Source organism: Brucella cytisi (assembly GCF_038433355.1).
Classification (GTDB): Bacteria; Pseudomonadota; Alphaproteobacteria; order Rhizobiales; family Rhizobiaceae; genus Brucella; species Brucella cytisi.
On sequence record NZ_JBCAUP010000013.1, the window covers coordinates 172970 to 192833 of the forward strand.

The following is a 19864-nucleotide window of genomic DNA, read 5'->3' on the forward strand; positions in this document are numbered from 1 at the left end:
GCGTTGAGTATGTTTTGCGTTGTTCGCTCGACCACAAAGATTATGGCAGTCGCCGGTTTTGCAGTTTCGCTGCTGATGGCAAGCTTTGGTGCGGAAGCTGCCTCCGGCGACTTCATGCAGACCGGCAAGCTGACCTCGCAGCCGATTGGACATTATGAATTCTGCAAGCGCGAAGCCAAGGAATGCGGCATCACCAGTCGCGACACCCGCACACTGCAGCTCAACCATTCAAACTGGCAGCGCATCGTCGAGATCAATCTTTCGATCAATGAACGCATCAAGCCGATGACCGACATGGAAATCTATGGCGTCGAGGAATACTGGGCTTACCCGACGACCGTTGGTGACTGCGAAGATTACGTCCTGCTGAAGCAGCGTGAATTGCAGAAGGCCGGCATTCCGATCACCGATCTTCTGATCACTGTCGTTCGCAAGCCGGACGGCGAAGGTCATGCAGTCCTCACCGTTCGCACGGATCGCGGTGATTTCGTTCTCGACAATCTGACCGATGAAGTCATGCGCTGGAACGAGACCGATTATACTTATCTGAAGCGTCAGGCAGCCAACGATACCGGTCGCTGGGTTACCATCGAAGGCCCGGACAATCTCCTCGTCGGTTCGGTACGCTGACACAAAACCTTCCCCATATGTTTTTGAAAACGTCCCGGAATGTGCTATTCATTCCGGGTCTAAAAAGGAGAGGTCGGTGCGGTTAGCCCGATCCCCGTTGCAAAGCGGGTGCTGGCCTTCGCAATTGTTTTCATTTCGGCAAATGCGTCGAGTCCCTTGACCTTACACTCCGATGCAATGGTGCATTGGAGAATAAAAGGTCTTGGTCATGAAACAGCAAATCTCCGTCATTACGCTTGGCATCGCCGATCTTGAACGCTCACGTCGTTTTTACACGCAGGGCTTCGGCTGGGTGCCTGTTTTCGAGAATGAAGAAATCATCTTCTATCAGATGAACGGTTTCGTTCTCGGAACCTTCCTGAAAGCTTCGCTCGAAACCGATATGAACCGCAAAGGCCTACAGCAGCCCGGCGCATTTTCTCTTGCACATAATGTGGAACTGGAAACGGATGTCGCGCCACTGATGGACCGGTTGGTTGGGGCTGGTGGCAAACTGGTGCGTTCGGCTGACGCGCCGAGCCATGGTGGTTTTCGCGGCTATGTCGCCGATCCTGACGATCACGCCTGGGAAATTGCATGGAACCCGGCCTGGGCCATCGATGAGAATGGACTTGTAACTTTCGGAATATGAACTCAATGGGTTGGCAACAGGGCGCGAAATGCGCCCTGTTGTTTACAATGATACGGCTATTGGGGGGCGTATGAAGAAAATCTACTTTATCTCGCATGCGGAAGTCGTGATTGATCCCGCAAAGCCTGTTCCGTCGTGGAACCTGTCGGAGCGCGGAATTGAACGGATGCGCTCCTTTGCCAACCAGCCTGAACTGCAATCGATCACATCGATCTGGTCCAGCACGGAAGCAAAGGCAACTGAAGCTGCTGAAATTCTTGCGGATATTTTGAGAGTCGGTCCATTAACCAACAGCCGCTTTAACGAGATCGACCGAAGCGCCACTGGCTTCCTGCCCGCCGAACAACACGAGACTGTAGCCGACCAGTTCTTTTCCGCACCCGAAGCAAGTATTCACGGCTGGGAGCGGGCCATCGATGTGCAACGACGCATCGTGGACGGTTTCGAAGCAGTGAAATCATCTCCGGCCTCCGGAGACATCGCGATTGTCGGCCACGGTGGTGCCGGTACGCTGCTGCTCTGCTTTCTGGCCGGACGTCCAATCAGCCGCCAGTATGATCAGCCCTTTCAGGGCCATTACTGGTGTTATTCTTGCGAAGACAGGTCCGTCCTCCATCACTGGAAGCCGATAGCGCCACGCTGAAATTTCCTCGTCATACTGTCTAAGCTACATAGCAGTTCCGCAGACTGACCATTTGCGTTATTCTCCGATTCTGGTTGCTTCCAAGCCTCCCCCCTCCGTTCGGGAAAGCATTTTTCATGCAGGAAGATGAAATCATCGAACCAACTGTTCGGGCACATGCACAAGGAGGGACTGCAATGACAGCTCGTCACAGGAGGTTTATCGATGCGGTTATCGTCCCCTATCTATCACCTGAAGCGGCTTGCCAAGCGTTTGGCAAATGATGCTGATATTCCACTTCACGAAGCGCTTGATCGCGTTGCCGCGCAGGAGGGTTACAGAAGCTGGAGCCTGCTCGTTAACAACACATCCGCTCCCGTTTCTGCTCGCGAAATCTATGGCTATCTCAAGTCCGGCAGCATGGTGCTGATTGGCGCCAGACCGGGCCATGGCAAAACCCTGTTCAGCCTTGATATAATGATTGAGGCCATGCGAGATGGCAATTACGGCCTTTTCTTTTCGCTTGAATACACTGAGACGGATATCGCCGGACGCTTCAAGGCACTCGGCGTCGATCGCGATAACTTCCGGCATCTATTCCGTTTCGATTGCTCGGATGCCATCTGCGCCGATTATATGATAGCCAAACTCGAGGCTGCTTCGGCTGGAACCATCGTGATCGTCGATTATCTGCAGATTCTCGATCAGAAGCGAGAAAAACCCGACCTGTCGACCCAGATTGCGGCACTCAGGTCATTTGCTTCAAAGCGAAGGCTCACCATTCTGTGTATATCGCAAATCGACCGTTCCTTTGATCCAGCGGCAAAGCCGTGCCCAGGGATCGAGGATGTTCGGCTTCCCAACCCGCTTGATCTCACATTGTTCGATACATGCCTCTTTCTCAACAATGGCGAGATTCGCGTGCAATCGCGTGATCGGATGAAGACGCTTGAAAACGTGACGTCGTAGAAGATGTTCAGGCTGCGGAAACCAGCCTTTCCGCGCCCATGCGATAGGATATGGCGCTGGCCAAATGAATGCGACCGACTTTGTCGCTCCCGTCTAGATCGGCCAGCGTCCGGGCGACCTTCAGAATGCGATGATAAGCGCGGGCAGAAAAACGCATCTGCTCGCTTGCGTCACGCAAAAGCTTGAGGCCTGCCGCGTCCGGCTCAGCAACCTGTTCGATCAGTTTGGCCGAGCAATAGGCATTGGTCAGGGACGGCTTCAGACCGAGCGCTGAATAACGCTGGGTCTGAATCGCACGAACGCGGGAGACGCGTTGCGCGACCGTCTCGCTCGTTTCCGATCGGGATGGCTTGATGAGATCGAAGGCAGAGACGGCAGGCATATCCACCCGCAAGTCTATACGGTCGAGGAGCGGCCACGAAATACGCGCCTGATAATCGGCCTGACAACGGGGGCCCCGCGCGCAGACATGACCGGGTTCGCCCGCCATACCGCAACGGCAGGGATTCATGGCGGCGATCAGTTGAAAGCGCGCTGGATAGCTGGTGCGATGATTGACGCGTGCAATGAGACATTCACCGGTTTCGAGTGGCTGACGCAAGGAATCCAGCACCTGTGGCGAGAATTCCGGAAACTCGTCCAGAAACAGCACGCCGTTATGCGCAAGCGATACCTCGCCCGGGCGCGCGCGCAGTCCACCGCCGACCATTGCCGCCATGGACGCCGAATGATGCGGCGCACGGAACGGACGGCGATCTGACAGTTTTCCACCCGAAAGCTCACCCGCAATCGAGGCGATCATCGATACATCCAGCAATTCACGCGGAGAAAGGCGAGGCAGAATGGATGGCAATCGCTGAGCAAGCATGGATTTGCCGGATCCCGGTGGCCCGACAAGCAACAGATTGTGATTGCCCGCAGCAGCGATCTCAAGCGCTCGCTTGGCGGTCTCCTGCCCTTTGATATCGGCAAGATCGAGTTCCGTTTCACCGGAAAGCCGCATGGATGGTTCCGGTCGGGTCAGAACCTGCGTGCCGCGAAAATGGTTGGCAAGGGCGATAAGACTGCGCGGAGCCAGGATATCGATATCGGCACCCGCCCAGGCTGCTTCTGGCCCGCAGGAATACGGGCAGATAAGCCCTTTCTCATCCCGGTTCGCACCGATTGCGGCAGGCAGGACGCCAGCCACCGGTGTTATCGAGCCGTCGAGTGAAAGTTCACCCAGAACGAGATAGGACTGGATTGCATCCGCCGGGATAGCGCCGATCGCCGCCATAAGCCCGACAGCAATGGGCAAATCGTAATGCGATCCTTCTTTCGGCAGGTCGGCAGGCGCCAGATTAACCGTCACCCGCTTGGTCGGCATGGAAAAGCCCGAGGCGTGCAATGCCGCCTGCACCCGCTCGCGGCTCTCCGCCACGGCTTTGTCCGGCAAGCCGACAATGGACATGCCCATCTTGCCCGGCGCGACCATCACCTGCACGTCGACAGGCACAGCTTCTATGCCTTGAAAAGCAACTGTTCCAACCCGCGCGACCATGTGCCCCCGCTCGCCACGCAATACACCTCTTAAGTGAGTAAAAACTCAAATACAACTTAGAGAGTTAAGCACGAGCGAGCGGTAAATTCAAGAACGTTAAGAGAACAAATTAACGTTTGGCTTCGACCGCATCCCAGAACAGGGCTGCGATGTTGGTCCCGTCGAAACGCTGGATTTCGCGGATACCAGTTGGAGAGGTAACGTTGATTTCGGTCATGTAGTCGCCGATCACATCAATGCCGACCAGAATGAAACCACGTTCTTTCAACGATGGGCCAATGCGCTCGCAAATCTCGCGTTCACGTGGCGTAAGCTTGCTCTGTTCCGCACGCCCGCCGACATGCATGTTGGAACGGGCATCGGTTTCCGACGGCACGCGATTGATTGCGCCGACAGGTTCGCCATCAATCAGGATGATGCGCTTGTCGCCGGCGCGTACGTCCTTCAGATAACGTTGTGCAATGAACGGCTCCTTGAAGAGCTGACCGAACATTTCCAGAAGCGATGTCAGGTTGCGGTCACCATCGGCCAGATGGAAGACGCCCGCACCGCCATTACCATAAAGTGGCTTCAAAATGATGTCGCCGAACTCGCGACGGAAATCCATGACTTCCTGCGGGTCCTTGGTGATGAGCGTTTCCGGCATCAGGTCGGGAAACTCTGTCACAAAGATTTTTTCGGGACTGTTGCGCACCCATGCCGGATCGTTGACGACCAGTGTTTTCGGGTGAACCCGCTCCAGAAGATGGGTGGTGGTGATATAGTTCATGTCGAAGGGTGGGTCCTGACGCAGAAGCACCACATCCATTTCCGACAGGTCGCGGCGGATCGGCTCACCCAGCGTATAGTGATCGCCCTTGACGTCGCGCACTTCCATCTTTTCCAAGCGGGCGGAAACGACGCCATCGCGCATCGAAAGCCGGTCTGGCGTATAATGGTAAAGCTCATGACCGCGCTTCTGCGCCTCGAGCGAAAGGGCGAATGTGGTATCGCCCGCAATGTTCACCGTGCTGATATGGTCCATCTGGACCGCGACTTTGAGAGCCATGATTTCCTCGCGATTCGAAGTTGCGGGAAATCTAAAACGGAATGACTGGGCAACATAGTCCTTTCTCTCAATCCGTTCTCGGGTGTCTGTTGTGCACTTACAATGCTTGAAGTTGAACTGGATCAGCTTTCATCCGTTGATTATGTTGGATTCAATCGCTTCGAGCGTCTCGGGAGGAAAAAGTGACCGTCGTTAAAACTACCCTGTTTGCCGACCATGTAGCAGAACTGGGCGAAGGCCCCGGCTATGATCCACTGAGCGGAAATGTCTGGTGGTTCGATATTCTCGGCCAGAAACTGATCGAGAAGAACTGGGACAGCGGCGAAATCCACGTCCATGCGCTCGGCATGAAAGCCAGCGCTCTCGCCGTCATCGACCGTGACCGGCAATTGATCGTCAGTGAGCATGGGCTGTTCATCCGGGAACGGGCCAACGGGCGATTGACCCTCCATCATCCACTTGAAGCCGACAATGAGGTTACCCGTTCCAATGATGCGCGCGTGCATCCATCAGGATCGTTCTGGATTGGCACGATGGGCAAAAAGGCCGAGACCGATGCAGGCTCGATCTGGTGGTATCGTGAAGGCCAGGTGAAAAAGCTGTTCTCAGGTATCACGATCACCAATTCAATCTGCTTTTCTTCCGATGGAAAGATCGCCTATTTCGCAGACACGGATCGCAACATCATCTGGCGGGTCGATACAGACCCTGAGACAGGATTACCGATATCCGACAAAAGCGTCTTCCACCACCGGGCCGAAGAAGGCGGTGTCGATGGCTCGGTCGTTGATGCGGAAGGCACGCTGTGGAATGCCTGTTGGGGCGGCAGTTCGCTCAATGCCTATTCACCGCAAGGCCGCCTGATCCGCTCGATTTCACTGCCGGTCCGCCAGCCATCATGCCCCGCTTTTGTCGGACCGGATGCGACGGTGATGATCGTGACCAGCGCCAATGAAGGCCTCGACGAAGAGGCTCGCCGTTCCGATCCCCATGCCGGAAAGGTTCTGCTGCTCGATCTGACGCTTGCCGGACGGCACGATCCGCCAGTCCGGCTCTAAACAGCAAATAAAAAAGAGCCCCTGCGGGCCCTTTGATCTTAGAGCATAATCCGACCGAAATGAAACGAGGATCGATAAGATTATGCTTAAAATATAATAGGTTAGAGTTCCGATCAGATCCTATCTGATCGGAGCTCTAAACGCCTTCGACGATGACGATTTCACCATCCGCAACCGTCTGGCGGATCGCCTTCGCCGCCTGATATTCCGGCGAATTATAGCAATCGAGCGCGTGCTGCATGGTTTCGAATTCGATGATCACGTTGCGGGCACGACCTTGTCCCTCAACTGCATCAGCCGTGCCGCCACGAGCGATGAAATTTGCACCATAACGTTCAAATGCCGGTTTCGCCGTTGAAACATAATCCTTGTATCGCTCGGGATCACGGACATCCACACGGGCAATCCAGTAGGCTTTGGTCATGCTGTTTCCTCCACTAGCTCGCAGTTTTTTCCACCGCATTATACCGCGCAAAACCGCTTCGCGCTTTTTCTGGAAATGCACTAGGCAACGGAGCGCATTTCGTCGAGAATGGCAAGGGCTGCGGCTTTGCGATCAACCGCGCCGACAATTGGACGGGCAACGACCAGATGGCTGGCTCCGGCCTTCAAGGCATCCGCAGGGGTCATGACCCGTTTCTGGTCGCCCTTTTCCGAACCGGCGGGACGAATGCCCGGCGTGACGATGGCCATGTCCGGGCCGACCGCCTGACGGATGGCTGCCGCTTCGACCGCGGAAGCAACAATGCCGCCCATACCAGCCTCACGCGCCTGAAGGGCGCGTTTCAGCACCAGCGTTTCGGCATCATCAGAATAACCTGCTTCCCGCAGATCGGCATTGTCCATTGAGGTTAGAACCGTCACGCCCAGGAGGCAGAGGTCCGATCCCTTGGCGGCTTCCACCGCTGCCCGCATCGCTTTCGGATAGGCATGAAGCGTGAGCATGGAAACACCCATCTTCGCGACATTCTCAACACCCTTCGCGATGGTGTTATCGATATCAAGCAGCTTCATGTCGAGGAAGACTTTCTTCTTCGCCGCCACAAGGCTTTTTGCGAAATCGAGACCACCCGCAAAAACCAGCTGATATCCGATCTTGTAAAAGGAAACAGCGTCGCCCAGCTCTTCGACCGCCTTCTCAGCATCGGCGATGGTCGGCACGTCGAGGCCCACGATCAAGCGCCCGGATGCTTGATCGCGCAAATCTGTCGTCGTCATGAGAGTCTCCGTGGTGATTTTTATTCTCTTCGCACAACAAGACTCGTTACGAAAGAGACGGAATCAGCTTTTTGCTTCTTCCACCCGTGCGATGAGGCTGCGGCAGACAGCTGAGAGCATTCTCGCGCTGCGTTCTTCTTTCAGCGTACCATCGTCATTGAACGCCACCGACGCATGACCGACCGAGCATTGCTCGGTGACGATCTGTACGCCGACATTCATCAGAACGGCGCGCAAGTGGTAGAGTCCACGCATACCGGCAAACATACCGTCGGAGCTGGAACAGAGACCGACAGTCAGACCGGCATAAGGCCTGAACGGCCTGTCTCCATCCCTTGAAATGCGACTGACCCAATCGATGGTGTTTTTCAGAAGCGGCGGGATCGATGCATTATATTCCGGCGAGCAGATCATCAGACCGTCCTGTTCGGCAAACAGGCGACCGAGCCGCATGGCGTTCTCGGGAACGCCATGCTCGTTTTCCAGATTCTGATCCATGATCGGCAGCGGATAGTCGGCAAGCGTGATACGCGTGACTTCAGCACCCTGCGCCCGTAGTTCCTTCTCGGCGGCATCTGCCATATGGCCGGAAAACGCGCCGATGCGAACTGAACCCGCGAAGACGAGAATACGTGCAGTCATGAAAAGCCTCGTGCAAAACTAGTGGATTGAATTTGACGTTTGAATCCCGACTGAATGAGATGCTGTTTCAAACGTCAAATTCGAAAAATCCACTAGATACATAAAGTTACTAGTGGTCTTTGCGATTCCGACATTCGCTCGGCGCTTGTATCAGAGGGACGCAAATGTCGGAATCAGGCCACTAGACCAATGGGCTGCGATAAACCCAAAGCTGCGCCGGTGGCACATTGCGCACCACGAAATCATAGTGCTGGACGGTATAGTTGCCGCGACCGGCTGGAACCGGTGGCAAGGGACCATAGGTGATCTGCATCAGAGGCCGTCCGCGTGGAATGCGCGAAAGCAGGCTTTCCACGAGCTGGATGCGCTTGTCCATCGGGAAATTGAGCATCGGTACCGCAGAGATGATGCAGTCGAATTTCTGGTCTTTCTTCTCACCCAACGCGCTATCGAGATCGAAGGCATCGCCCTGAATGATGTTGACCTCCGGAAAGATCGTATTCAAGTGATCCACGAAGTCCTGCGAATATTCGATGGAATAGAGGTCGGCAGGTTTCACGCCCTGTTTCAGGATCGCCTTGGTAATCACGCCCGTGCCCGGTCCGAGTTCCAGAACCGGAAGACCTGAACCGGTATCGATGATGCTCGCCATACGGCGCGCGGTAATGGAACTCGTCGGCAAAATAGCGCCGACCGCTTTCGGCCCGTCTATCCATCCCTTGAAAAAACGGATCTCCTCATCGAACTTAGCGGCCAGTTTCCTGCCGAGCTGTCCTGCCATTCTTGCTGCTCCCATTGTCGTTATTGGACAAGTTTATGCCGCTTTGAATTCCCTAAGCAAGGCGTGAATAAGGAAAAGAACAAAAAAGGGAGCCAAAAGGCTCCCTTTATTATTCACCGATACCTTCAAAGAATTCTTTCATCCTTGAGAAGAACCCCGCTGATTTCGGGCTGTTCTCCTGCGAGGAAAGTTTTTCGAACTCTTCCAGTAGTTCACGCTGGCGTTTGGACAGGTTCTGCGGCGTCTCAATGTCGATCTGTATATAAAGATCGCCAACAGCGGCCTGACGCAGAACCGGCATGCCCTTGCCCTTGAGGCGAAACTGCTTGCCGTTCTGTGTACCGTCCGGAACCTTGACCCTTGTCTGCGTGCCATCGAGTGTCGAAACTTCGAACTGGCCGCCAAGTGCCGCAGTCGTCATCGAGATCGGCACCTTGCAATAAAGGTCGGAACCGTCGCGCTGGAAAAACTCGTGCGGCTTGACCGAAAGGAAAATGTAAAGATCGCCCGATGGGCCACCGCGCATACCGGCCTCGCCTTCACCGGAAAGACGGATACGGGTGCCATCCTCAATGCCAGCCGGAATATTGACCGACAGTGAACGTTCCTGGGTGACGCGGCCCTGACCATGGCACTTGCCGCAAGGGTCCTTGATCATCTGTCCGCGACCGTTACAGGTCGGGCAGGTGCGTTCCACCGAGAAAAAGCCCTGGGCAGCGCGAACGCGGCCCGAACCCGAACACATGGTACAGGTAGTCGGCTGGGAACCGGCCTTTGCCCCGGAACCGGAACATTCGTCGCAGGTGATGGAAGTCGGAACGCGAATCTGCGCGGTCTTGCCCGCATAGGCTTCTTCCAGCGTCACTTCCATATTGTAGCGAAGATCGGCGCCGCGTTCGCGTCCGCCATTGGAGCGACGACGACCGCCACCCATCATCTCGCCAAAAATGTCTTCGAAGATATCGGCAAAACCGCCAGAGCCACCAAAACCGTTGCCGAAACCGCCGCCCATGCCACCATTTTCAAAGGCTGCGTGGCCGAACCGGTCATAAGCGGCACGCTTCTGCGGATCCTTCAGCGTTTCGTAAGCTTCGCCGATTTCCTTGAACTTGCGTTCAGCTTCCGGATTGTTCGGATTGCGATCCGGATGGTACTCCATCGCGAGCTTGCGAAAGGCGGTCTTCAGCACCTTATCGTCTGCCGTTCTTTCAACACCCAAAGCTTCGTAGTAGTCGATCTTCATCAGTTCGTTATCCCGGCGGCAGGAACGCGCCTTTTGCTTTCACGGACATCGTATCCCGAAACCGGTCCCCAGATTCGTGCGACACGCCCCAAAGCGTTCAACACTTGTCAGGGGCCAGCGTTTCCAATTGTTCATCTATCGAAGCGCCTTCCGACTCAATGCGACAGAGCAGCACTCCGGGTTTCAGCGTCAACACCACTTTGCCCGAAACCGTCTCATGCTTTTCAAGATGTATGCAGGCCAGCGCGATTTTTCAAACAGAGGCTGATCTGCCTGATATTTCCATCGGTACTTTCTACCGATACTGGCCAATATGCAGGCTTATACAAAACCTGCGAATATGAACATCTTGAAAAATTGGCAAAAGCCCGGGGCAGAGCCCCGGGCTTGAGCGTATAGAGCCCGAAATTATGACTTCTTCTTGTCGTCGTCGATTTCTTCGTAATCGGCGTCGACAACATCGTCGTTCGAAGCAGCTTCTTCGCTACCGCCGGCAGAACCGGTTTCAGCAGCCTGAGCAGCCTCATACATGGCCTGACCAAGCTTCATGGAAGCTTCGGCGAGCGTCTGCGTCTTCGCCTTGATGTCCTCGGCATCGTCGCCTTCAAGCGAGGTCTTAAGGCTTGCGAGAGCATCCTCAATGGCCTTCTTGTCGTCAGCCGAAACCTTGTCACCATATTCGCTCAGCGACTTTTCGGTCGAATGAACGAGGCTTTCGCCCTGGTTCTTGGCTTCCACGGCGTCACGGCGCTTCTTGTCCGCTTCGGCATTCGCCTCGGCGTCCTTGACCATCTTTTCGATGTCGGCATCGCTCAGACCACCGGATGCCTGGATGCGAATCTGGTGTTCCTTGCCCGTGCCCTTGTCCTTGGCCGTCACGTTGACGATACCGTTGGCGTCGATGTCGAAGGTCACTTCGATCTGCGGCACGCCACGCGGTGCGGGCGGAATACCGACGAGGTCGAACTGGCCGAGCATCTTGTTGTCGGCAGCCATTTCACGCTCGCCTTGGAATACGCGGATCGTCACGGCCGACTGGTTGTCTTCGGCGGTGGAGAAGGTCTGCGACTTCTTGGTCGGGATCGTGGTGTTGCGTTCGATCAGACGGGTGAACACGCCGCCCAGCGTTTCGATACCCAGCGAAAGCGGGGTAACGTCGAGCAGCAGAACGTCCTTGACGTCGCCCTGCAGAACGCCTGCCTGAATTGCCGCGCCCATGGCGACGACTTCATCAGGATTAACGCCCTTGTGCGGCTCCTTGCCGAAGAAGGCCTTCACGACTTCCTGAATCTTCGGCATGCGGGTCATGCCGCCGACCAGAATCACTTCGTCGATTTCGCCAGCCTTCAGACCGGCATCCTTCAGCGCTGCCTTGCAAGGCTCTATGGTGCGCTGGACGAGATCGTCGACCAGGCTTTCGAACTTGGCGCGCGACAGCTTGATGGCAAGATGCTTCGGACCGGTCTGGTCGGCCGTGATGAACGGCAGATTGACTTCGGTCTGCTGCGCGGACGACAGTTCGATCTTGGCTTTTTCGGCAGCTTCCTTGAGGCGCTGCAGAGCGAGCTTGTCGTTCTTGAGGTCGATGCCGCTTTCCTTTTTGAACTCGGCCACGAGGTATTCGACCAGACGCATGTCAAAGTCTTCACCGCCGAGGAAGGTGTCACCATTGGTCGACTTCACTTCAAAGACGCCGTCACCGATTTCGAGGATCGACACGTCGAAGGTACCGCCGCCAAGGTCATAAACAGCAATGGTCTTGCCTTCGTTCTTGTCCAGACCGTAAGCGAGTGCAGCAGCCGTCGGCTCGTTGATGATACGCAGCACTTCAAGACCGGCGATCTTGCCGGCATCCTTGGTTGCCTGGCGCTGAGCGTCGTTGAAGTAGGCCGGGACGGTGATAACCGCCTGCGTAACCGTTTCGCCGAGATAAGACTCAGCGGTTTCCTTCATCTTCTGAAGGATCATCGCAGAAACCTGCGACGGGGAATATTTCTTGCCGTGGACTTCAACCCAGGCATCGCCATTGTCGCCCTTGACGATCTGGTATGGGACAAGGTCCTTGTCCTTGGTAACCATCGGGTCGTCAAAGCGGCGGCCGATCAGGCGCTTGACCGCAAAAATGGTACCTTCCGGATTGGTGACTGCCTGACGCTTGGCAGGCTGGCCGATAAGACGTTCGTCACTATCCGTGAATGCAACGATCGAAGGGGTTGTACGCGCACCTTCGGCATTTTCGATGACCTTCGCGTTTTTGCCGTCCATGACGGATACGCAGGAGTTGGTCGTTCCCAGATCGATACCAATTACTTTAGCCATATTTCTCTCCATTCAGCAAACCGCCAAGACCTCTACCGAGCGTTCCATGGGCGGTTCCTATCGGTTTCACAATGCGCTTTTCACGATGCTTGTCCAGATACCGGGCCGGTTTCCAGACGCACATCAATGCCCTGTGCGAGGCGTATATAAGAAACGCGGTTTTTTACTGCAAGTCACAACAGCCAAGCTGAGGCAGATTCCGCACCCGGAAATACTGACAGGGACCTATCGATGTACGAAATAGAGGTCGCCGCTGCACTACATAGTGCGCGCCGACCATCATACCATAGCCGATCTGCCGTCTTTTGCCGCTTGGTAGATCGCATCGATAAAGTTCTGGTTCGCCTTCGAGTTTTCAAGCGAGAAAAGTCGCGCGCCCCTATCGCCGCGCGCAGCACGCACAAAACTCTCGGCCTGAAGCTGATAATGATTGGCGTCACCGAACGACCATTCCGTCGCCTTCGTGTGACCGGCATCGAAAAGCGCGATGCTGCCATGACCATATTTGCCGGTATTGAACGGCGCATAGACTTCGATGAAGCCCTTGTCGCCGTGGAAGACCATCGCCTGTCGAGCGCCAAGTTGCGTGGCGACATAGAACGTCAGGTCAAAACCGTCGAAACGCGCCGAAACATTGGCATAACGGTCGGTGCCGAAGGCCGGATCATATTCGACCGACGCCTGAACCGACACCGGTTCCTGACCGGTAACCATACGAGTTACCACGGTCGGATAGACGCCAATATCCGGCAGGGCGCCGCCGCCCAGTTCCGGCTGGTTGCGCATATTGCCCGGATCGACATTGAAATAGGAAAAAGCGCCCTGCACATGGCGCAACTGGCCGATAGCGCCTTCGGCCAGAAGTTCTTGCAGCTTGATCCACTGTGGATGGTAATAGACCATGAAGGCTTCAGCCATCGTAACCTTGTGTTTGTCACGCGCGGCAATAAGCTGGTCGATATCGTCGGCCTTGAGTGCAATCGGCTTTTCGCACAGGACATGCTTGCCTGCTTCAGCCGCCTTGAGGCTCCATTCGATGTGCTGCGAGGTCGGCAGCGGTATATAGACGCCATCGATAGCGTCGCTGGCCAAAAGTTCTTCATAGGAACCGAATGCCAACGGTGCACCGAAACGGTCGGCGACGGCGCGCGCCCGCGACAGGTCGCGGCTTGCAATGGCATGAACAACGCCATTTTCGGACGCGCAAAGCGCTGGAATTACCTGCGTGACGCCAATCTTGGCAGTTGAAAGGATACCCCAACGAAACATGCTGTTCCCTCTTTCATTCAAAGCAAGAACCGGGCTCATTCCGGCGTGTCCCAGTCCTGAACTCTCAGTTCCGGCCAGAATTTCAGCGCGCGGGTTGCCTTGATCTCATGCGTTTCGCGGTTATCGATGGCACGATTAGGCCGAATGCGAAATGAAAAAATATCATCAAAGCCGAATGGAGCGTGGATGAGCAGCCCATCCTCCGTCGCCTCGCCCTCTTTTGCCAGCCGCGCACCCACACAATGGGCAATCGTCGAATAGCGTTCTATCGATTCGGTCGCAGAGCGAAGCGGTGCATAGGGCTGTCCAAAGCGCTTTTCGAACCACAGATGCACCCGCGCCTGATTGCGAATTTGCACCGGAAGCGGAAAGCCGCGGAAGACGTCAGCCCCGCGGGTGATAACCGCATCCTCTGCTTCCCAGGAAAGATCGCTGCCGTCGAAATAGATAATATCGAGATCCTTGATCCTATGCAGAGCCTGTCGCCCGGTCAACCGGTTCCAGATGGTGTTGTAGAGGGCACCGGAGACGAGCCAGAATGTAGATGATTCCCCGCCGAGTTCATGCAGCCGATGCAGCGCATCCGTCAGCAGCGGGCTCTCCAGAATCATCTGTGAAAAGATATCCCGCTGCCGTGCGAGTGGCAGACCGGCATGACGCAAATGGTTCGACGTTGCCTTCATTGACCGCTCCCCGCCCCATGGCGATAAAAGTCGATGAATGCGCGCAAGGCCGGGCGCATCTGGCGGCGGCTTGGATAATAGAGATAAAGTCCGGCGAAAGGCTGGCACCAGTCTTCCAGGACCCGGACAAGACGTCCATTCGCCAATGCATCGTGAACATAGGCTTCGAACAGATAAGCAAGCCCCGTACCGTTCAGGGCTGCTTCCAGAATAACCCTGTCGTCATTGACAATCAGAGGTCCCTCAATGGCGATTTCCTGCACTTCGCCCGCTTTTTCGAACTCCCAGCGATAGGTTCGCCCGCTCGGAAAGCGATGGCGAATACATGCGTGCTGCAAAAGATCGCGCGGTTCGACGGGAGCTGGACGGTTATCGAAATAAGCCGGTGCCGCGACGATAGCCGCACGAACATGCCCGGTCAGCCGCGTTGCAATCATGTCCGCTTCGAGGCTTTCACCGAGACGCACGCCTGCGTCGAAGCCCGCCGCCACGATATCGGTGAAGCCGTTTTCCACCCGCAGGTCGAGTGTAATATCGGGATAAGCTCTGGCGAATTCGCCCAGACGCGGTGCAATGACAAGCTGCGCCGCCACATAAGGCGCCGTGATACGCAACACCCCCGACGGACGATCCCGCGAATCGACTGCGGCGCCCAAAGCCGCATTGATCTCCTCAAGCGCTGGTGCCAGCCTCTCCAGCAATTGCCTCCCGGCCTCCGTCGGGGCAACGCTGCGCGTTGTGCGCGCAAGAAGACGTACACCCAGACTGTCCTCCAGTGTTGCCACTGCGTGGCTGACGGCTGAAGGTGCGATCGCCAATTCCCGTGCTGCGCCACGGAAACTTCCATGCGCAGCAACGGCGGCTAGAACGGCAAGCTGTGACAGTTGACTTCGATTCATTATTACAAATTACAGAACAAGCCGTGAAAATAAATCGGTATTATCGAACTGATCACCCTGTTTTATGGTTCGCAACATGATCCCGGGCTTGGGCGCAGGCAGCTTGAAGGCGCGTCCACCCAGAATCTCCTCCCGATCCTCCCGCACAATTTTCAGTACTTTCAATCAGCCATTCGAAAGGAACTACAATGCAACAGCGCAAACTCGGCCAGCAATTGAGCATTTCCGCCCTTGGTTTCGGCTGCATGGGAATGACACACGCCTATGGGGGGCAGGACGAACAGGATGCAATCCGCACGCTGCACCGCGCCGTCGACCTTGGCGTGACATTTTTCGATACCGCGGAGGTCTATGGCCCGTTCGAGAATGAGAAACTCGTCGGCAAGGCGCTCAAGCCATTCCGTGAACGGGTGACGATTGCAACGAAGTTCGGCTTCAAGATCGAAGACGGTCAGATGAAGGGTGTCGATAGCCGTCCTGAACATATTCGCGACGTAGCCGAGGCCTCCCTGAAGCGGCTCGACATTGATGTGATCGATCTGTTCTACCAGCACCGCGTCGATCCATCCGTGCCGATCGAAGATGTGGTTGGCACTTTGAAAGACCTGATCGATGAGGGAAAGATACGCGCCATCGGCCTTTCGGAAGCAGGTAGCACCACCTTGCGCCGCGCACATGCGGTCCATCCGATCGCCGCGCTGCAAAGCGAATATTCGCTATGGGCACGCGATCCGGAAGACAATGTGCTGCCAGTCTGCCGTGAACTTGGTATCGGTTTCGTACCCTATAGCCCGCTTGGGCGCGGTATGCTGACCGGCACGTTGCGTTCACAGTCCGATCTCGCCGAAGACGACTTCCGCAAGACCCTGCCGCGTTTCCAGCCGGGCAATCTGGAAGCCAACAACCGGCAGGTGGATCGTATCGTTGAGATCGCACAGGAAAAGCAGGTCACGCCCGCACAGCTGGCGCTGGCATGGGTACTGAGCCGGGGCGACTTCATCGTGCCGATCCCCGGCGTCCGCAAGATCCATCATCTGGAAGACAATGTGAAAGCCGTGGACATCGCACTGACACCACAGGATTTGCAGCGTCTGGACGAGGTATCCGCAGCCGACCTGATCGCAGGCAAGCGTTACAACGAACAGCAGCTTGCTTTGACCGGTCTTTGATAAATGCTCCAAATAAAAGGGGAGCCCGTCGGGCTCCCTTTTTTACATCCTGCGCAGAGCTGGCGGTGCAAGCGTCAGAAGCCCGGCCAGTGCCATGGCAAAGCCGACCCATAGTGGTGCATGCAGGCCATAGCCTGCCTCCATTGCCTGTCCACCAACCCACGGCCCAAGTCCGAGACCGATATTGATGACCGATGCATGCATGGCGTTCACCAGCGCGCCCGGATGCGCGATCCGCATCACCCTCGCGATAAAGGCAGGATTAAGTGCTATGCCCGTCAGGCCGATCATCACGATGGCAAGGATCGTAGCCAGTTTCAGCTCGGCGAAAAGCGCGAAAATCAGCATGGCCGACAGCATCAACACAAGACCGATGGCGATAGTCGGGATCGTGTGACGGTCGGCAAAGCGACCGGTGACATAGTTGCCGACGATATTGGCGCCACCATAGACGGCAAGCAGCAGTGGCACCTGCATCGCGGAGAAACCGGCAAGCTCCACCGTGATCGGTGACAGATAGCTATAGACCGCGAAAGACGAACCGATGACGAGCGCGCTCGTGGCGTAGGCGGCCCAGAGTTTCGGCTTGCGCATTTCCTTCAGTTCAGAGCGCAGATCGGCCTGCGGCGTATCGGGCGACGATTCGATCTTGAAGGCGATGACAAGGGCGCAGATCAGAACCAGAACCACAATGGCCCAGAAGCTCGCCCGCCAGCCGAACGCATTGGTGATCGCCGTCGCTATGGGCACGCCGAAGACGGTGCAGAGCATGAGACCGGCAAAGACCAGCGATGAAGCTCGCCCGCGCAGTTCCGGTCCGACGAGCTGTGCCGTAATGGCAAGCATCAGCCCGAAGCTCGTTGCCGCCGCCATACCGGTCAAAACACGGGCGATCAGCAGAATTTGGAAGCTGCTTGTGGACGCGGCCACGCTTTGCGCCGCCGCATAAAATACAAGCAGAATCAGAAGTCCCCGTTTGTTCTCGATCTTCAACGCCAGAAACAGGATCGTGACCAGCGGTCCGCCGATCATCATGCCAAGCGCATAAAGCGAAATGAGATTGCCTATATCAGCGATGGAACGGTCGAACGCCACCTGAAGTGAAGGCAGCATGCCCGAGATCATGAGTTCGGAAGTCGTGAGCGCGAACACGCCCAAGCTGAGGCAATAGACAACCAGCGGGATCGCTCGCGCCTTTTGCGAAGACGCAGAAACCTCTTCCGCCGCAAGGGCGGATTCGCACGTATCGTTCATGGGACGAATCCTATTTATATAGTGTTGACTACATAATTAGTATCGCCTTGCCCGAAAGGGTCAAGAGAATTATATAAGGATGATTACAGAAAGGGAGAAAAATGGTTCCACGCGGACGCCCGCGCAGCTTCGACCGCGATGCAGCGCTGGACAAGGTGATGAAGGTTTTCTGGGCCAAAGGCTATGAGTGCGCCCAGATCAACGACTTCACGACCGCCATCGGCATTACGCCGCCAAGCTTCTATGCCGCCTTCGGCAACAAGGAGCAGGCGTTTCGTGAAGCCGTCGACTATTATCGCCGCACCATCGGCGCCGCTCCTTTCGTTGCATTGGAAAACGCGACCACCATACAGGATGGCTTACGCCAATGGCTGGAACTGAGCGCAGACAGCGCTTTCGCCTGCCCGGCGGGCGGCTGTATGATCAGTGTCAGCTCAATCCAGTGCAAACCGGAAAATGTGCCTGTGAAGGAGTTTCTCCAGGCTATCCGACACGCAAATCATGAGCGGCTTTCCAAGCGCTTGCAGCAGGCGGTAGGGGCAGGTGATCTACCCTCCAATGCCGATACTGCACAGATGACCGAATTCTATCACATGATCCAGCAGAGCATTTCTTTTGAAGCCCGCGATGGCAATTCGCGCGCCGCGGTACAAAAGATCATCGATATGGCGATGATAGCTCTGCCAGCAAGGACGAGACAGGCCGCTGAATAGCGCTATGAAAAAGCCCGCCAGATGGCGGGCTCAGACCACTGACAAACCCGTCGATATTTTCGGCGGGTTTTGTTCTTGGGACTATGCTGTTTTCGGCGGCGGAGTTTTGACGCCGATCGAGAAGGGTGTATCCAGCTCACGCGATGGCCGGTTTTGGCCCTTTGGTGAGCGCCATTGCGATCTTCTTGATGTTCTGGGCACTCGCGGCCAGCAGGCATTGCCATTTGACCTTGATGAGGCCACGGAACCTGGCATAGCGATGTCCATGCAACTGCTTGGCATCGGCAAAGGAACGCTCCACCGTCTCCTTGCGTCGTTTGTAGATGGCCTTGCCCCAAGGCGTGAGGCGGTGGGTGTCGGTGCGCTCGCGGGCATCGGCCCACACATGGCGGGTGATGGTGCGTTCCGCCCTGGCGTTGCTGGTGCAGGAGGCGAGAAGCGGGCAGTCGCCGCAGATGGCCGGGTCGGAGCGATAGTGGCGATAGCCGTTGCGGTCGGTGGTGGCATAAGTCAGGAGTTGGCCTTCAGGGCAGCGGTAGCCGTCAACCGCGCCGTCGTAGACGAATTTCGACTTGCGCATCATGCCGGGTTTGGGCGGTGTTGGATTGCGATAGCCGGTGACACCGAGGATGGCGCGCTCCTCCAGTCCCCTGGCGATGCCGGATGTGGTATAGCCGGCATCGAGCCCGACGGCACCGACAGCAAAGCCGAAGCGCTCACGCTGCCGGTCAAGCCGCCCCAGGTAGACGATGCTGTCATGGACGTTTGCCGGGGTGACATGGGTATCGGTGATGATGGCAAGCCGGCCGTCCACCGTGCGATGGTCGAGATAGAAGAAGCCCTTCGGCTTGCCGTCGCGCACCATGTAGCCGCTGTCAGGATCGGTGCGGCTGACCTTGGTCTCCGTCACCTGCGGCGCGTGCTCTTTTTCCTTCAATGGCTTCTGGCCGTGCAGCGCCCGCTCGGCCTCGATCGCCCTGTCGAGAGCGGCCCAATAGTCGGCGCGCGACTTCTCGATCATGGCCAGATCATACTTGCCCTTGTTGGCATTGGCCTTCAGATGGGTCGAGTCGGTATAGAGCACCGTCCCGTCGACCAGCCCATGGCCAATCGCCTGTTCGACGATATGGTCGAAGATGTCCTGGGCCACCGATGCGTCGTTAAAACGCCGGCGGC

The 19864-nt window shown here is 56.3% G+C and carries 20 protein-coding genes; 7 read left to right on the plus strand and 13 right to left on the minus strand.

Going from position 1 to position 19864, the window contains the following annotated elements; all coding sequences use genetic code 11:
- The first annotated feature begins 9 nt into the window (after positions 1-9).
- The 4 genes from AAE521_RS14680 to AAE521_RS14695 all read left to right on the plus strand — a co-directional run bounded on the left by AAE521_RS14680 (position 10) and on the right by AAE521_RS14695 (position 2852).
- Entirely contained in the window at positions 10-630 is a 621-nt protein-coding gene (locus AAE521_RS14680; protein ID WP_342061691.1) for a transglutaminase-like cysteine peptidase, read from the plus strand.
- A 208-nt stretch (positions 631-838) separates the two neighbouring features.
- Complete coding sequence (locus AAE521_RS14685) at positions 839-1261, plus strand: VOC family protein (protein WP_342061692.1); 423 nt, start codon at positions 839-841, stop codon at positions 1259-1261.
- A gap of 70 nt (positions 1262-1331) precedes the next feature.
- Positions 1332-1904, plus strand: coding sequence for a histidine phosphatase family protein (locus AAE521_RS14690; protein WP_342061693.1), 573 nt, complete (start codon positions 1332-1334; stop codon positions 1902-1904).
- Positions 1905-2108: 204 nt separating this feature from the next.
- Complete coding sequence (locus tag AAE521_RS14695; protein ID WP_342061694.1) at positions 2109-2852, plus strand: DNA helicase; 744 nt, start codon at positions 2109-2111, stop codon at positions 2850-2852.
- A gap of 7 nt (positions 2853-2859) precedes the next feature.
- Here the strand turns inward: AAE521_RS14695 and AAE521_RS14700 are convergent, their stop codons facing one another.
- Positions 2860-4392, minus strand: a complete 1533-nt coding sequence (locus tag AAE521_RS14700) for a YifB family Mg chelatase-like AAA ATPase (protein ID WP_342061695.1) — start codon at positions 4390-4392, stop codon at positions 2860-2862.
- Positions 4393-4501: 109 nt separating this feature from the next.
- Positions 4502-5440 carry a glutathione synthase gene (gene gshB, locus AAE521_RS14705; RefSeq protein WP_342061696.1) on the minus strand — a complete coding sequence of 313 codons (939 nt, stop codon included), beginning with the start codon at positions 5438-5440 and terminating at the stop codon, positions 4502-4504.
- A gap of 182 nt (positions 5441-5622) precedes the next feature.
- Here gshB and AAE521_RS14710 point away from each other — a divergent pair, with 182 nt between their 5' ends.
- Positions 5623-6498, plus strand: a complete 876-nt coding sequence (locus AAE521_RS14710) for an SMP-30/gluconolactonase/LRE family protein (protein ID WP_342061697.1) — start codon at positions 5623-5625, stop codon at positions 6496-6498.
- 136 nt (positions 6499-6634) lie between these two features.
- Here the strand turns inward: AAE521_RS14710 and AAE521_RS14715 are convergent, their stop codons facing one another.
- The 9 genes from AAE521_RS14715 to AAE521_RS14755 form a co-directional block, all read right to left on the minus strand.
- A complete protein-coding gene (locus AAE521_RS14715) occupies positions 6635-6922 on the minus strand; it encodes a DUF1330 domain-containing protein (protein WP_010657716.1) in 288 nt (95 codons plus the stop codon).
- Positions 6923-7002: 80 nt separating this feature from the next.
- Positions 7003-7716 (minus strand): orotidine-5'-phosphate decarboxylase, encoded by a 714-nt coding sequence (gene pyrF, locus AAE521_RS14720; RefSeq protein WP_342061698.1) that lies wholly within the window; start codon positions 7714-7716, stop codon positions 7003-7005.
- A 63-nt stretch (positions 7717-7779) separates the two neighbouring features.
- Positions 7780-8358 (minus strand): NADPH-dependent FMN reductase, encoded by a 579-nt coding sequence (locus AAE521_RS14725; RefSeq protein ID WP_029926247.1) that lies wholly within the window; start codon positions 8356-8358, stop codon positions 7780-7782.
- Between the two features lie 181 nt (positions 8359-8539).
- Positions 8540-9139, minus strand: a complete 600-nt coding sequence (gene pmtA, locus AAE521_RS14730; RefSeq protein ID WP_342061699.1) for a phospholipid N-methyltransferase PmtA — start codon at positions 9137-9139, stop codon at positions 8540-8542.
- 109 nt (positions 9140-9248) lie between these two features.
- The gene (dnaJ, locus tag AAE521_RS14735) at positions 9249-10382 is read right to left on the minus strand and encodes a molecular chaperone DnaJ (protein ID WP_010657712.1); all 1134 of its coding nucleotides are present in this window, start codon (positions 10380-10382) and stop codon (positions 9249-9251) included.
- Positions 10383-10790: 408 nt separating this feature from the next.
- Positions 10791-12701 (minus strand): molecular chaperone DnaK, encoded by a 1911-nt coding sequence (gene dnaK / locus AAE521_RS14740; RefSeq protein WP_010657711.1) that lies wholly within the window; start codon positions 12699-12701, stop codon positions 10791-10793.
- Between the two features lie 279 nt (positions 12702-12980).
- Positions 12981-13970, minus strand: coding sequence for a Gfo/Idh/MocA family protein (locus AAE521_RS14745; RefSeq protein WP_342061700.1), 990 nt, complete (start codon positions 13968-13970; stop codon positions 12981-12983).
- A 35-nt stretch (positions 13971-14005) separates the two neighbouring features.
- Positions 14006-14653, minus strand: a complete 648-nt coding sequence (locus AAE521_RS14750; protein WP_342061701.1) for a nucleotidyltransferase family protein — start codon at positions 14651-14653, stop codon at positions 14006-14008.
- The gene (locus AAE521_RS14755) at positions 14650-15552 is read right to left on the minus strand and encodes a LysR family transcriptional regulator (RefSeq protein ID WP_342061702.1); all 903 of its coding nucleotides are present in this window, start codon (positions 15550-15552) and stop codon (positions 14650-14652) included. Before AAE521_RS14755 ends, AAE521_RS14750 begins: the two co-directional genes overlap by 4 nt.
- A gap of 188 nt (positions 15553-15740) precedes the next feature.
- Here AAE521_RS14755 and AAE521_RS14760 point away from each other — a divergent pair, with 188 nt between their 5' ends.
- Positions 15741-16721: an aldo/keto reductase gene (locus AAE521_RS14760; protein WP_342061703.1), complete on the plus strand. Its 981-nt coding sequence runs from the start codon at positions 15741-15743 to the stop codon at positions 16719-16721.
- A 42-nt stretch (positions 16722-16763) separates the two neighbouring features.
- Here the strand turns inward: AAE521_RS14760 and AAE521_RS14765 are convergent, their stop codons facing one another.
- Complete coding sequence (locus AAE521_RS14765; protein WP_342061704.1) at positions 16764-17975, minus strand: MFS transporter; 1212 nt, start codon at positions 17973-17975, stop codon at positions 16764-16766.
- A gap of 101 nt (positions 17976-18076) precedes the next feature.
- Between AAE521_RS14765 and AAE521_RS14770 the strand changes: the two genes are divergently transcribed.
- The gene (locus AAE521_RS14770; RefSeq protein WP_342061705.1) at positions 18077-18688 is read left to right on the plus strand and encodes a TetR/AcrR family transcriptional regulator; all 612 of its coding nucleotides are present in this window, start codon (positions 18077-18079) and stop codon (positions 18686-18688) included.
- 136 nt (positions 18689-18824) lie between these two features.
- Here AAE521_RS14770 and AAE521_RS14775 read toward each other — a convergent pair.
- A partial coding sequence (locus AAE521_RS14775) for an IS1182 family transposase (protein ID WP_342061706.1) occupies positions 18825-19864 on the minus strand: 1040 nt, incomplete at its 5' end.